We start from the raw sequence: 14,409 nt of genomic DNA, 5'->3' as shown, positions 1-14,409 counted from the left end.
CATCCGACCCTTCGGGCCACCTTCTCCCCAAGGGGAGAAGAGGGAGCAAAAAGCCGCGCCATCACCTCGAATGCAAACCCCTGCAATCGAACGGAATCGATAGCGCGAGGTTGAGCGGTCCTGGCTAGAATTCCTGCCAATCGCCCTGCGCGGCATGCGCGGCAGCCGCGCCCATACCTGCGGCCTTTCTCGGTGCCGCGGGCCGCTGCAACGGCTCGGCCATCGTCCGGGCCACCTGCCTGAGCGCGGAGGACTGGGCCGATGGCGCGCCATTGAGCTTGAACTGCCCGACAAGGCCCCTGAGCTTGGCTGCTTCCATGGCGAGCGTCGCGGAAGCCGCGGTCGTCTCCTCGACCATCGCGGCGTTCTTCTGCGTCGTCTGGTCCATGGAATTCACCGCCTGATTGACTTCCGACAGGCCGGTCGACTGCTCGCGCGCCGCCGTGGCGATCGAGTCCATGTGAATGTTGATGCCGGCGATCTGCTCGCCGATCGTCTTGAGCGAAACGCCTGTTTCCCGCACCAGTTTCACGCCGCCCGCGACCTCGGTCGAGGAATTGTGGATCAGCCCCTTGATTTCCTTGGCGGCCTGCGCCGAGCGCTGGGCCAGTTCGCGCACTTCCTGCGCCACGACGGCAAAACCCTTGCCGGCCTCGCCGGCGCGCGCCGCCTCGACACCCGCATTGAGCGCGAGGAGATTGGTCTGGAAGGCGATCTCGTCGATCACGCCGATGATGTTGGAAATCTGTTGCGAGGCGGTCTCGATGCGCTGCATCGCCTCTTCCGCCTGTGACACGACCTCGACGGATTTCGAGGCGCTGCGGTTCGCGTCGGTGGCCGCCGATCGGGCCTCCTCCGTGCGCTTGCTGGAACTGCCGACATTGGCGGTGATCTGGTCGAGCGCAGCGGCGGTCTCTTCGAGCGATGCCGCCTGCTGTTCCGTCCGCACCGACAGGTCGCCGGCGCCGGCGGAGATTTCCCGTGTACCGTCATCGATTGCGGCCATGCCGACCGAGATGGCGCTCAGCGTGTCGCCGAGTTGCTTGACCGAAAGGTTGAAATCCTGGCGCAAGGCCTCGAAATCGGGTGCGAATGCCTGATCGAGCTGGAAGGAAAGATCACCGGAGGCAAGCCGCTGCAGGCCTGCAGCCAATCCCGACGTCGCGATCCTCAGCCGTTCCGCGGCCTCGGCCTCGATCCGCTCCTGCGTGGCGATGCGGTCGATCTCGGACTGGCGGCGCTGGTCCTCCATCTGTTGCTCCGACGCCTTCTTCGCGATCGCCGCATGGCGGAAGACTTCCACGGATTTGGCCATGGTTCCGATTTCGTCGGAGCGCCCCTGCCCGGCGGAGTCGATGTCGGTGTCGCCGCCGGCGAGCCGCTCCATGGCGTTCGAAAGCGAGAGCATCGGCTTGGTGACCGTCTTTCTCGTCAGGAGGTAAAGCCCGATCGAGAATACCGCCGCGACGGCGAACAGCGCCGCCAGCAGCATGTTCACGGTCTCCTGCACGCTGCTACTCTGCTTCACAGCGTTTTCCGAGACAACACCGATCTGGTCGCCCGCCTGCTCCATCCCGGTTTCAAGATTCGAGAACTGCGCCATGAAATCGGGCAAGGCCTTCAGGGCATCGGCCGGTTTTGCACCGGCGAGATCGACCATCGTGGTCGCGCTGTCGATATAGGTCGCCATCGGGGCATCGAGATCGGCAAGCACCTTTTGCGTCACCGGGTCGGCGGCGAGCTTCTTGTTGGTCTCGACCATCTCCCTGAAAGTGGCACTGTGTTCGTCCAGGTCGGCCTTGACAGCGTCCTTGGAAACGCCGGCGGCGGGATCGGATGCCAGGATCGCCGCGAGCACATCCGCCCTCAGCGCATCGTGCATCATGTCCGCCTGCATGTGGTTTCTCAGGACGTCGGCGGAGCGGTTGACGTCGGCGCCGTTTCGCACCAGCACGTCAGCGGACCACATGCCCACCCCCGTGATGCCGCCCGCCAGCGCAAAGATCGCCACGCTCGCAAATGTAACTTTTCGTTGAATCGACGCCATGATTGAATCTCGCCCCCGGAAAAAACTTATTGAAGCTTATCCAGACATGCTTAATTAACGGTCAATTTAGGAATTGTTGGTGGGTATATTCGGGATTCGGTGGGGGTTGGTGGGGCGGGCGGTGAATTCCCCTCTAAGGACTGCGGGGAGGAGATTGGGCATGGGAGTGCTGGTGGGCCAACTCCGGCGGGGGTGGGGTAGCGCCGACTTCAAAAAACACTATTTGAACAGAAGAGTTAGTCTAAAACATTCTAGAATAGCTCCGCCGCCGACGTTTGTCTCAGTCGCCCAATAATCCCAGCCCTTGAGAATCCAAGGCGAACAAGAATATCAATTCTAAATATCACCAAGAACGTATTATGCAGCAAGGACATCGCGCCATAATCGTCCGCGCCGTAGTTTCGGCTTGATCCGTGCATTTCTCGGCCTCTCAAGTTCGAAATAAACCTTGGTTCGATCTCCCTTGCAGCTTTGAATTCTTGATTATCTTCGAATATTTTCCTGACTGTCGCCGCCAATGAGGCCTTGTTTTTAAATATAGGAGCCACACGCTCACGTATAAACGACGTCAACTCATCGTCTCCATCAGATCGCTGCAGAATCGTACTTAATTTAGAAACGGCGGCGCGATCTTGAAATTCGACCTTGAAATATTTCTCGACAATTCTGATTATATAACCGAATTTCTCCTCCAGATATCTCACGTTCAATTGCGAAGTTCGAAACCATTTAAATACAATCTCGTTTTGCTCCCATACATTTCGAAGCGCACCCAACATTTCACACCAATCTCGCTCAGGAGATATAACCGCCAGTACATCATGAAAATCAACGAAGTCAGAAATTTCAAATCCGACCCCATATCCCTCAAGTGGAAATTCATGTACCTTCTCGCCTTCCTCCTCCTCTATTAATACGCCGATTTTTATTGCGGAAAATCTCACGTACTTACCGGATATCACACCAATAAAATCATCAAGCATTCGAATATACTTGAGAGCCTCCTCGAGTTTCGCTCCAGAAGAGAATTTTAGCTCAAGGCAAGGACTTGCTTTCAACGTAACGCTGAGGTTTCCGGCTGAAGAAGATATATTCCTTAGAAAGCCAATACTTAGATCATAGTCTTTCCCAGTCCACTTAACCGGTTCATGTTCGCAAAAAAACGAATTAACGCCATCCACTTTGCTCCCTACCTGAGCAAAGGAGTAGTTTACCGGTCTTACTGATATCAAGCTTGCAAGTGTATCGCAGCATAGACTGATCGAACTAACCGCGTTTTCACTATTGCTAATACCAACGCCGTCCACAAGATATCGGAACGTAAACTCTATACGCAGTGAATCAAAATTCTTCCACTGTCTCTTGCGATACACAGGAAAGCAAATCGTCGCAAAGGTACCATCTTCTGTTTTTATTTGGAGATGAGGTTTCTGCAGCAAGTCCGGTAGTTCAAAGGTAGAAAATGCACCATTGGATGGAGAATAGTTGGCGATATAAATGCGCCCACGAAATCCGCTCTTCTCTTCAAACCAAAACAGACCCTGATAGAGAGAGATTTCTCTATCAGGGTCATATATTGAAAACATTATGTTCTGGCGAACAGCATTCACCTCAGCTGCACCCGCTCGTCGCGCCACACGTATTGCACTTCTCACACGTCCCGTTCCGCACCATGGTGAAGTTCTGGCACTCGCCGCACATATTGCCCGTATAGCCCTGCGCCAGGGCCTGGGCCCGGCGGTCGGCAGCGCGCGTCTTGGCATCCGCCTTGGCCGATGCCGCGTCGGCGGCGGCCTTGTCGGTGAAGAGGCCGGTGTCGGTGGAGGGTTCGACGACCTCCTCGTATTCCAGCTCCTCGGCGATTTCGGCCTGGCGTTGCTCGTAATCGCGGCGGAAGGCCGTGATTTCGGTGACCGAAGGTTCGACGTCGAGCTTGCGGGCCGCGTTGCCGCCGAAGGCAGCGGAGATCACGGAGGCGCCGAGTGCACCGCGGGCGCCCTCGCCGGCCGAGCCCTTGGGCTCGCCTGATATACCGCCCGAGACCAGCGTCGGCTTGTGGCCGCGCGTCCAGCCGGTCGAGATCAGGTTGGTCTTGCCTTCGGAAATGCCCTTGCCGAGCGCCGTATTGCTGAAATCGGACGTATCGACATGGGCGAGATCGTGGCGGCCGAGATAGGACACGGCGAGTTCGCGGAACACGTAGTCGAGGATCGACGTGGCGTTCTTGATCGCGTCATTGCCCTGCACGATGCCGGCCGGCTCGAACTTGGTGAAGGTGAAGGCCTCGACATATTCCTCGAGCGGCACGCCATATTGCAGGCCGAGCGAGATGGCGATGGCGAAGTTGTTCATCATCGCACGGAAGGCGGCACCTTCCTTGTGCATGTCGATGAAGATCTCGCCGATGCGGCCATCGCCGAATTCGCCGGTGCGGAGATAGACCTTGTGGCCGCCGACGACCGCCTTCTGGGTATAGCCCTGGCGACGGTTGGGGAGCTTCTCACGCTCGCGGGTGACGCGTTCGATGATCCGCTCGACGATCTTCTCTGTGACGGTGACGGCCTGGGCCGCAGCCGGGGCCGCGATGAAATCCTCCATCGCATCCTCGTCCGCTTCATCCTCGATCAGCGAGGCGTTGAGCGGCTGGGAGAGCTTGGAGCCATCGCGATAGAGCGCGTTGGCTTTCAGGCCGAGCTTCCACGACAGCATGTAGGCGTTCTTGCAATCCTCGACAGTGGCGTCATTGGCCATGTTGATGGTCTTGGAGATCGCCCCCGAGATGAACGGTTGCGCTGCCGCCATCATGCGGATGTGGCTTTCGACCGAGAGGTAGCGCTTGCCGATCTTGCCGCAGGGATTGGCGCAATCGAAGACCGCGAGATGTTCCTTCTTGAGGAAGGGCGCGCCTTCGAGCGTCATCGCTCCGCAGACATGGATATTGGCGGCCTCGATTTCCTTGCGTGAAAAGCCGAGGTGGTCGAGCAGGTTGAAGTCGATGGCGTTCATCTGCTCAGAGGAGACACCGAGCGAACCGAGGAACTCGGCGCCGAGCGTCCACTGGTTGAACACGAACTTGATGTCGAATGCCGACTTGAGCGCGGCGTTGACCGCCTCGATCTTGTCCTCCGGGAAGCCCTTCGCCTTCAGCGAACCGGGGTTGATGCCGGGCGCCTGGTTGAAATTGCCATGGCCGACGGCATAGGCCTCGATCTCGGCAAGCTGGCTCTCGGAGTAACCAAGGGTGCGGAGCGCTTCCGGCACGGCGCCGTTGATGATCTTGAAGTAGCCGCCGCCGGCGAGCTTCTTGAACTTGACCAGCGCGAAATCGGGCTCGATGCCTGTTGTGTCGCAATCCATGACAAGGCCGATCGTGCCGGTCGGCGCGATGACCGAGACCTGGGCATTGCGGTAGCCATGCTTCTCGCCAAGTTCGAGCGCCAGATCCCAGGCAGCCGTGGCGTGCTTGATCAGGTCCTGGTCGGGGCTGTCGGCATGGATCAGCGCTACCGGGGTAACCGACAGAGCTTCATAGCCTGATTTGGTGCCGTGCGCGGCGCGGCGATGGTTGCGGATGACCCGGAGCATGTTCTCGCGGTTCGGCTCGTACATCGGGAATGTCCCGAGTTCGCCGGCCATTTCGGCCGAGGTCGCATAGCAGACGCCGGTCATGATGGCGGTGAGCGCACCGGCAATCGCACGGCCCTCGTCGGAGTCGTAAGGGATGCCGGTCGACATCAAGAGGCCGCCGATGTTGGCGTAACCCAGGCCGAGCGTGCGGTATTCATAGGAGAGTTCGGCGATCCGCTTCGACGGGAACTGCGCCATCATCACGGAGATTTCGAGCACGATGGTCCAGAGGCGGACGGCGTGTTCGTATTCCGAGATGTTGATGCGCGCGGTCTTCGGATCCTTGAACTGCATGAGGTTCAGGGATGCGAGATTGCAGGCGGTGTCGTCGAGGAACATATATTCCGAGCACGGATTGGAAGCGCGGATCGGGCCGGCCGCCGGGCTGGTGTGCCAGTCGTTCATCGTCGAGTTGAAATGCAGGCCAGGATCAGCCGAAGCCCAGGCGGCGTAGGAGATCGACTCCCAGAGGTCGCGCGCCTTCAGCGTCTTGACGACCTTGCCATCCTTGCGGGCGGTGAGGTTCCAGGTGTCGTCACGCTCGACGGCGCGGAGGAAGTCGTCCTTGATCGAGACGGAATTGTTGGAGTTCTGGCCAGCGACGGTCAGATAAGCCTCGGAATCCCAATCCGTATCATAGGTCTTGAATTCCATGTCGGTATAGCCCTGGCGGGCGAACTGGATGACGCGGCCGATATAGTTCTCGGGCACCATCGAAGCCTTGGCGGCCTTGATCTCGCGCTTGAGGGCGGGGTTCATCTTCGGATCGAAGCAATCACCATCGGTGCCTTCGCAATTGACGCAGGCCTTCATGATCGCCTTCAAATGCTTGGCGACGATCTTCGAGCCGGTCACGAGCGCCGCGACTTTCTGCTCTTCCTTGACCTTCCAGTTGATGTAAGCCTCGATATCGGGATGGTCGATGTCGACGACGACCATCTTGGCCGCACGGCGGGTCGTGCCGCCCGACTTGATGGCGCCGGCAGCACGGTCACCGATCTTGAGGAAGCTCATCAGGCCGGACGAACGGCCGCCGCCGGAGAGCTTTTCGCCCTCGCCGCGCAGATAGGAGAAGTTGGAGCCGGTGCCGGAGCCGTATTTGAACAGGCGCGCCTCTCGGACCCAGAGGTCCATGATGCCGCCTTCGTTGACGAGGTCGTCCTCGACCGACTGGATGAAGCAGGCATGCGGCTGCGGATGCTCATACGCCGACTTCGACTTGACCAGCTTGCCGGTGACGGGGTCGACATAGAAATGGCCCTGGCCGGGGCCGTCGATGCCGTAAGCCCAATGGAGACCCGTGTTGAACCATTGCGGCGAATTCGGCGCGACGCGCTGGGTGGCGAGCATATAGGCAAGCTCGTCGCGGAACGTGAGCGCATCTTCCTCGGACGAGAAATAGCCGCCCTTCCAGCCCCAATAGGTCCAAGTGCCGGCGAGACGGTCGAAGACCTGGCGGGCGTCGATCTCGGAACCGGACTGTTCGTCCTTCGGCAGCTTCGCGAGCGCTTCCTTGTCGGGCTCGGAACGCCACAGCCATGAGGGAACGTTGTTCTCCTCAACGCGTCTGAGATGCGTCGGCACGCCGGCCTTGCGGAAATACTTCTGGGCGAGGATATCGGCAGCCACCTGGCTGAACTGCTCCGGCACCTGGATGTCGGCGAGGCGGAACACGATGGAACCGTCCGGGTTGCGGATTTCGCTGGTCGCGGTGCGGAATGCAACGCTGTCATAGGCCGACTTGCCGGCTTCCGTGAATTTCCGTTCTATGCGCATCTTTTCAACCCCTAGCCTTGGTCACGCCTATGAAAAGGCGCATGAATTCCCGTTCTGGAAACGCGCGGGTTTTGTTGACCTTGCGTGCCAGTTGCCTTGTTCTCAAAATGTGGAGCGGTGATTCCCGTACCCCTGCATCTTGTGGCATTGTTGGCTGCAAACACTAAATATAGTATTAACGCCGCATTAATGCCAGTCTTTTGTCCGTCCCGGGGCAAAAAAATCCGCGTGTTCTCACTCGTCGCCAAGGCACGGAAATGCCCTGGGCTGACGCCCCTTGATCACACGCAGATTTTTTAAAAATGGACCGGGCCTCGTTACAATCCGATCCCGCTGCCGCCGCAACGAGGTTCATTAAGCGCGTGCAACGCGATTCCGTCAAGAGCTTGTTCGTGACGAAATTATTAACACCACATCTAGTATCAACAGGATGTGGAAAACTGGGAAAACGTCCAAGCCTCGGGAATACCTGCATTTCTCGATGGGGTTGCAATGCCGCCCTCAGCCGATGTCATTAAAATCGTCTTGAAATTATTTATTTTTCGGTCCGAATGGCCGATCGTCTGTAAAAATTTGGGGCTTTATGGCAGCGGTGCGCAAAACTGATTCGTTGCGGCTTTCAAGCGGCGGCAATCACTACATCTTGTGTTCGGGCACTCAAATGTCACCCACAAGATGTCATAGAACGGAAGTTGTGGGCAGGCGGAAACCCCGTGGTCGCCGCCTGCCCTTTCAGTGGTCCAAAACGTGCTTAGAGCTGGTCGAGATTGACGCCGATGGTGACGGCGCCGATCGGCTTGCCCGCTTCGTCGACGATGGTCATCGAGGCCTGGCTCTGCAGCATCTGGGTGGACTCGTCCTTCTCCGCCACATCGACGAACAGCGCGCCAGCGCCGGCACCGAAGGACTTGGTGAACTTGTCCTCGTCGCCCTGCCAGAAGTCCGACGTGATGTCGCTCTGGCCGACATTCAGGCCCTTGGCATCGGTGACGAAGATCTCGGTGATCGTACCGCCGGATGCTTCCTGCTTGGCCTTGAGGAAGGCCGAGACCGGATTGGCAATCACTGCGTCGATCATCGGATGGCTGTCGGCTTCCACCTCGGCGCGCCATTTCTGGTCGAGCGCATCGACGCCCGCCTGGTCGAGCGCGGCATTGGCCGCGTTCTGTGCCGTAATCGCGGCGACGATGGTCGGATCGGACAGCCAGGTCTTCACATTCGCATTGACATATTCGGTGACGGGGCCGACATGGGCCTCTTCACCCATCGCCGGCATGGCGATGGTAAGCGCAAGCATGGCGACAGCGCCCAGCAGATATTTCTTCATTCGCATTTCCCCTTTTGAGATCGGCTACCCCGAGCCGTTGGACGCGCCAAAACCTCTTGGCGCGAATTGCTTAGAATTCTTCCCAATCCTGCGACTGCGCCGCAGCCGACTGGCTGCTTGCGACAGCGCGGATAACCGGTGCCGCATAGGTCCTGCGGACGGGCGCCGCGACAGGCCTGACCGCGCGAATCGGCTCCGGCGTAATGATACGCGCCGAAGATGACGCGCTAGTGCCATCGAACTGGAAGTCGCTGAGTGCCGCCTTGAGCTGGTTGCTCTGCGTCTGCAGTTCCTGGCAGGCGGCATTGGTCTCCTCGACCATCGCCGCATTCTGCTGCGTCGCCTGGTCCATCTGGCGGATGGCGTTGTTGACCTCGTTGAGGCCCATCGCCTGCTCCTTGGAGGAGGAAACGATCGCCGAGATGCTGTCATGGATCTCGTTGACCTGGCTCTCGATCGACAGCAGCGAATTGCCCATCGAATTGACCAGCGACACGCCGGAGCCAACTTCCTGGCCGGATGCCGAGACGAGCTGCTTGATCTCCTTGGCGGCACTCGCCGAGCGCTGGGCGAGTTCGCGCACTTCCTGGGCGACCACGGCAAAGCCCTTGCCCGCGTCGCCGGCACGCGCCGCCTCGACCCCGGCATTGAGCGCGAGAAGATTGGTCTGGAAGGCGATCTCGTCGATCACGCCGATGATCTTGCCGATCTGGCTCGATGAATTCTGGATGCGGTCCATGGCGGAGACTGCATCGCGGACGATGCCGGCAGCCCCATGGGCGTTCTGCTTGGTCGAAAGCACCAGCTTCGAGGCCTGATCGGCCTTTTCGGATGCGAGCGTGACCGTGCTGGTGATCTCTTCGAGCGCGGCGGCCGTCTCCTCAAGCGCGGCAGCCTGGATTTCCGTACGCTTGGCAAGCTGGTCGGCGGAGCTTGCAATGTCGGCCGCACCGCCATCGAGTGCGAAAGCGGTGTCGGAAATGCCCGAAAGCGTTTCGGCAACAGCCGTCACCATCGTATTGAAATCGCTACGAAGCTTCTCGAAGTCAGGGTCGATATCCCCGAGGCGCGCCGAGAAATTGCCGCTTGCGAGCTTTTCCAGCGACGCACCAAGCACCGCCATCGCCTTGGCCTGGGCCTCGGCGCTTTCCCGTGACTGTTCGGCGAAGCGCGCACGCTCGCCATCCATTTCCAGCTGACGCTGGTGGGCGGCATGTTCCTGCTCGGCCTTTTCCTTGATCGACGTGATCGATCCATCGAGCGCCCGGGCAATCACGCCGACCGCGTCGCTGCGATCGAGCATCGGCACTTCAGAGACCAAATCGCCGTCCTGCATAGCCGAGATGCGCCTGGCGAGCTGTCCGAGCGGCTTTCCCGCGAACTGGCGCATGGCGATGAGGAATGCCGCGATGACGAAAGCGATCACGAGAGCCTGCTTGGCGGCAAACCACAGAGCCTGGTTGCGGGCGGCATCCACGACAGGTGTCGACGACCAGCTGGCCGCGACATAGCCGATGCGCTTGCCTGCCTTGTCGAGGCCGAGCGGCGAAACCACCAGCACTTCGCCCGGCTTGGATTTGTCCACAACGATGGTTTCGGGGGTCTGGCTGAAGATTGCCTGCGCCCGCTGATCGTGATCGGCGCTGGCTTCCGTGGACCCGGCCCAGCCATCGGCGGCTTCCAGCTTGGCGTTGACGGCCAGGAAGGCGACGAGCCCGAGCGACGGGTCGTTGCGATAAAGTGCGTAGGCCTCCTGGATGACGGAAGCCTTCTTCCACTTGACCGCGCCCTCGGCGGTGGCGCCGACCTGCTGGGTCGCCTTGCTCCAGTCCTTTTCCGCCCGTTCCATCGAGGCCGACAGGTCCGCCGACCACGACAGCCAGGTTGTGACTGCAAGCCCCGTCAGATTGGCCGCAACGATAACGACTGCAACTTTTGCGGTTAGCGAAAGCCTGGAAAAAACGCCCGATACCATCAGTTCCCCACCGAATTCTTGACTGTCTCAAAACAGTCCATGGGACTAGGCTTAGGCGATCAGGCTTAATCGCCTGTTAAATACGAACCTATCCGGCCCATAGCAGGCACAAATATTCAAAAAAACTGAAAAACGTCAGAAACGCCGGGCACCGCCGATTGAATGACGCGACGTACATGAAATCAATGGATGCAATTTACTCCGGGCGGTCAACCGGCATGACCCTTGGCGATCGGCTCCTGGTAGGTGAAGCCCATATCCCAGGGAAAATAGATCCAGGTATCCTGGGACACTTCGGTGACGAAAGTGTCGATCATCGGCACGCCTTTAGGCTTGGCGTAGACGGCGGCGAAATGCGCCTTGGACAGCATCGCACGCACCTGTGCCGCGGTCTTGCCGGTATCGGTCAGGTCATCGACCACCAGCAGGCCCTCGCCACCGTCCTTGAGGAGTTCCGGCGAGATCGACTTGAGCACGGCCATGTCACCCTGGTTGAGGTAATCATGATAGGAGGCGACGCAGACAGTCTCGATCAGGCGGATATTGAGTTCGCGCGAAATGATCGCCGCCGGCACCAGCCCGCCGCGCGTGATGCAGACCATGCCGGTGAAATTGCGATTGAGACCGGCAAGCCGCCAGGCCAGCGCCCGCGCATCGCGATGGAACTGGTCCCAGGAAACGGGAAATGCTTTTTCGGGAAGGGACATGGCGGCGGACTTTCGCATATCGGATGATTCTGGAACGTCATTATGGGATTGCCGCCTGCCGCGTAAAGCGCAAAAGCAGGGCGCGGCGGGCAAGCCGCGCGCTATCCACACCGATACAGTGCGGAATGCGCGCTATCGCGACATCAGCACCGGCACCGTCATCGATTCCAGTAGCACATGGGTGACGCCGCCGAAGATGCGCTCCATGATGCGCGAGGTGCCATAGGCGCCCATGATCATCAGGTCGGCCGAGAAGTCGCTGCAGCGGTTTTCGAGCACGGCGGAGATGGGCAGGCCTTCCTTGGCCTGCGACCGCGTCGTGACGTTGAGCCCATGCCGCGAGAGCGATGCGGCAATCTCGGCGCTGAGCATATCGCCGGGCTGGCCCTCGCGCTCCTTCGGCTGGACGCTGAAGATTTCGATATCGGTTGCCTTTTCCAGGAGCGGCAGCGCATCGAAGACCGAGCGGGTCGCGCCGCGCGAGCCATCCCACGCGATGAGCACGCGCTTGAATGCCTTGAACTCCTTGTCGATCCACGGAATGAAAAGCACCGGCCTTCCGCCTTCGAACAGCACCGTATCGTGTTCGCTGACCATCCCGGCCTGCGGCTGCGGGGCGATGACGAGGTCGGCTGCCCGCACGCTGTCGATCACGCCGGCATTGGCGGCCCCGGTCGAGCCTTTGAACGGCCGCCACTCGTAGGAGACGCCCGAGCGCGCGCCGCAATCCTCGAACACTTTCCTGATGGCGTTGGTCTTCTCCGCCGCCGCATCGTAGAGGCTGGATATGACGGAGGAATCCGGCAGGTCGAGCGGGGAGAGAACCGGCGGCGGATCGATCACCTCGCCATGCAGCCCGATGACATGCGCGCCATGCTCGCCGGCGATGGCAGCGGCCGCATCGAAGACCGGCCGGCAGGTCTCGGCCTGGGTGAGGATCGTGGCAATGGTCTTGACGGGCATCGGTTCCTCCTGGGGTCAACGTGATTAAGTTATAGATTTTAATCTGTTACGCCTGGATGTCTATCAACGCGCAAGGGGCTCACGGAGTTCCCTTCGCTTGTGCAGCGGCGATCTCCGCCACCATTGCGGCAACCGCCTCGGCGGCGGCATTGAGCACCCCGTCCGAGCGCGCCCGCACCACCAGATCCGTCGAATAGGTCTTGCCGTCGAATTTCGGGTATGAGCCGATCACCGTTTCGGGGTGTTCGGCCTGCACGGCGCGCAGCGCCGAGCCGATCATGCCCTCGCCGAACGGACAGGGAATCGTTCGCGACAGCATCCGCGTGCCCGTCCGTAGCGTCGGCAGCACGTTGTCGAGCATCGCCTGGAAGATCGACGGCACGCCGGCCATGACATAGACATTCTCGACATTGAAGCCGGGTGCGGCCGACACCGGATTGTCGATATGGACGCTGCCCTCCGGCATCCGCGCCATCCGCATCCGCGCCTCGTTGAACTCCATGCCGCGCTCGGCATACATCCGGCCCATGATCCGCATCGCCTTCTCGTCGTGCACGACCTTGCGGCCGAAGGCCTTGCCGATCGCATCCGCGGTGATGTCGTCATGGGTCGGCCCGATGCCACCCGAGGTGAAGACGTAATTGTAGCGGCTCCGAAGCGCATTGAGCGCCGTGACGATCTCGTCCTCCTCGTCGGCGACGATGCGCACCTCCTTGAGGTCGACGCCGTTGAGCGTCAGCATCTCGGCGAGATGGCCGATATTCTTGTCCTTGGTGCGGCCCGACAGGAGTTCGTCGCCGATCGCCAGCATGGCGGCGGTGACGATGTTGGCAGGATCCTTCATGATTTGTCCCTTGGTCATGCATGTTTTGCCGGTGAATTGATACCCCGCCGCCGACCCTGTCAAGCGCGGCTGTCGCCGCATGTTCGTTTCTCAAACTGCGATGACAGACGCATGATTGTTCACCAGGAGTGAACACTGCGGGCGCCATTTGCTGGGCTGCAAAGTTGCGAAATGACGTCTATCTACAGGTCTGCCGCAGCCCTTGACGCTGTCGAAACATAAGGATCATCAGAATGGCAAAAGTTCTCGTTCTCTATCACTCGGCTTACGGCCATATCGAAAAGATGGCCGAGGCCGTTGCCGAAGGCGCCCGCGAAGGCGGTGCGACTGTCGATATCAAGCGCGTGCCGGAAACCGTTTCCGAAGAGGTCGCCAAGGCCTCCTATTTCAAGCTCGACCAGGCCGCTCCGGTCGCCAAGGTCGATGATCTCGTCGAGTACGACGCGATCATCTTCGGCGCCGGTACCCGCTTCGGCACGGTCGCCTCGCAGATGCGTTCCTTCATCGACCAGACCGGCGGCCTGTGGGCCAAGGGTGCCTTGGTCGGCAAGGTCGGCTCTGTGTTCACGTCGTCGGCCACCCAGCATGGCGGCCAGGAATCGACCATCCTCGGCTTCCTGCCGACCCTGATGCACTACGGCATGGTCACTGTCGGCCTGCCCTACGCCTTCCAGGGCCAGATGGGCCTCGACGAAATCACCGGCGGCTCGCCCTACGGCGCCTCCACCATCACCGGCGGCGACGGCTCGCGCCAGCCAAGCGAAAACGAACTCGCCGGCGCCCGCTTCCAGGGCAAGTACGTCGCCGAGATCGCCGGCAAGATCGCCGGTACGGCTGCATCCAAGGCTGCGGCATAACGGATTTGGATCGCAGCATGAGGCGGTCCGGCAGCAACGCCGGGCCGTTTTTTCGTTCAGGGCGAAATCCGTCGAACGGCTCTTCTCAAATCAATCGCACCACGTTAGGGATGACGCAATGCGGACGTGGCGGAACTGGTAGACGCAAGGGACTTAAAATCCCTCGGGCTTGCTCGTACGGGTTCGATTCCCGTCGTCCGCACCATTTTGATTTTGTTGAGTTATTTGAAACGCACGAGGATGATCTTGGCGGTTCCACGGCACCAGAAGGGTAGAATGTCCGTTT

The 14,409-nt window shown here is 59.9% G+C and carries 9 protein-coding genes and 1 tRNA gene; 2 read left to right on the top strand and 8 right to left on the bottom strand.

The genetic code is table 11. The features are described 5' to 3' along the window. Positions 1-124: 124 nt before the first annotated feature. The 8 genes from ACSQ26_RS08610 to ACSQ26_RS08575 form a co-directional block, all read right to left on the bottom strand. Entirely contained in the window at positions 125-2,047 is a 1,923-nt protein-coding gene (locus ACSQ26_RS08610; RefSeq protein WP_436008164.1) for a methyl-accepting chemotaxis protein, read from the bottom strand. A 251-nt stretch (positions 2,048-2,298) separates the two neighbouring features. Then, positions 2,299-3,657, bottom strand: a complete 1,359-nt coding sequence (locus ACSQ26_RS08605) for a hypothetical protein (protein WP_436008163.1) — start codon at positions 3,655-3,657, stop codon at positions 2,299-2,301. A gap of 1 nt (position 3,658) precedes the next feature. Beyond that, on the bottom strand, positions 3,659-7,450 hold the full coding sequence (locus tag ACSQ26_RS08600; protein ID WP_436008162.1) for a vitamin B12-dependent ribonucleotide reductase: 3,792 nt from the start codon (positions 7,448-7,450) through the stop codon (positions 3,659-3,661). A 751-nt stretch (positions 7,451-8,201) separates the two neighbouring features. Continuing rightward, positions 8,202-8,777 (bottom strand): hypothetical protein, encoded by a 576-nt coding sequence (locus ACSQ26_RS08595; RefSeq protein ID WP_436008161.1) that lies wholly within the window; start codon positions 8,775-8,777, stop codon positions 8,202-8,204. Positions 8,778-8,847: 70 nt separating this feature from the next. Then, on the bottom strand, positions 8,848-10,752 hold the full coding sequence (locus ACSQ26_RS08590) for a methyl-accepting chemotaxis protein (RefSeq protein ID WP_436008160.1): 1,905 nt from the start codon (positions 10,750-10,752) through the stop codon (positions 8,848-8,850). A gap of 209 nt (positions 10,753-10,961) precedes the next feature. Beyond that, entirely contained in the window at positions 10,962-11,459 is a 498-nt protein-coding gene (gene gpt, locus ACSQ26_RS08585) for a xanthine phosphoribosyltransferase (RefSeq protein WP_436008159.1), read from the bottom strand. A gap of 132 nt (positions 11,460-11,591) precedes the next feature. Further along, positions 11,592-12,422, bottom strand: coding sequence for a universal stress protein (locus ACSQ26_RS08580; RefSeq protein WP_436008158.1), 831 nt, complete (start codon positions 12,420-12,422; stop codon positions 11,592-11,594). 79 nt (positions 12,423-12,501) lie between these two features. After that, positions 12,502-13,284: a competence/damage-inducible protein A gene (locus ACSQ26_RS08575; RefSeq protein WP_436008157.1), complete on the bottom strand. Its 783-nt coding sequence runs from the start codon at positions 13,282-13,284 to the stop codon at positions 12,502-12,504. Between the two features lie 215 nt (positions 13,285-13,499). On the opposite strand from ACSQ26_RS08575, the gene wrbA reads away from it, so the two are divergent. Together wrbA and ACSQ26_RS08565 are read left to right on the top strand one after the other, a co-directional pair. After that, positions 13,500-14,123, top strand: a complete 624-nt coding sequence (wrbA, locus tag ACSQ26_RS08570) for an NAD(P)H:quinone oxidoreductase (protein ID WP_436008156.1) — start codon at positions 13,500-13,502, stop codon at positions 14,121-14,123. Positions 14,124-14,243: 120 nt separating this feature from the next. Then, positions 14,244-14,328: transfer RNA gene (locus ACSQ26_RS08565), tRNA-Leu, on the top strand. Positions 14,329-14,409: the final 81 nt, after the last annotated feature.

This window comes from Rhizobium sp. LjRoot254 (assembly GCF_964254105.1).
Classification (GTDB): Bacteria; Pseudomonadota; Alphaproteobacteria; order Rhizobiales; family Rhizobiaceae; genus Rhizobium_E.
This window is presented reverse-complemented; position numbering and strand designations above follow the sequence as displayed.

Coding starts and splice junctions, on each gene's coding strand:
- ACSQ26_RS08610 (WP_436008164.1), bottom strand. CDS start 2,047: ATGGCGTCGATTCAACGAAAAGTTACATTTGCGAGCGTGGCGATCTTT.
- ACSQ26_RS08600 (WP_436008162.1), bottom strand. CDS start 7,450: ATGCGCATAGAACGGAAATTCACGGAAGCCGGCAAGTCGGCCTATGAC.
- ACSQ26_RS08595 (WP_436008161.1), bottom strand. CDS start 8,777: ATGAAGAAATATCTGCTGGGCGCTGTCGCCATGCTTGCGCTTACCATC.
- ACSQ26_RS08590 (WP_436008160.1), bottom strand. CDS start 10,752: ATGGTATCGGGCGTTTTTTCCAGGCTTTCGCTAACCGCAAAAGTTGCA.
- gpt (WP_436008159.1), bottom strand. CDS start 11,459: ATGTCCCTTCCCGAAAAAGCATTTCCCGTTTCCTGGGACCAGTTCCAT.
- ACSQ26_RS08580 (WP_436008158.1), bottom strand. CDS start 12,422: ATGCCCGTCAAGACCATTGCCACGATCCTCACCCAGGCCGAGACCTGC.
- ACSQ26_RS08575 (WP_436008157.1), bottom strand. CDS start 13,284: ATGACCAAGGGACAAATCATGAAGGATCCTGCCAACATCGTCACCGCC.
- wrbA (WP_436008156.1), top strand. CDS start 13,500: ATGGCAAAAGTTCTCGTTCTCTATCACTCGGCTTACGGCCATATCGAA.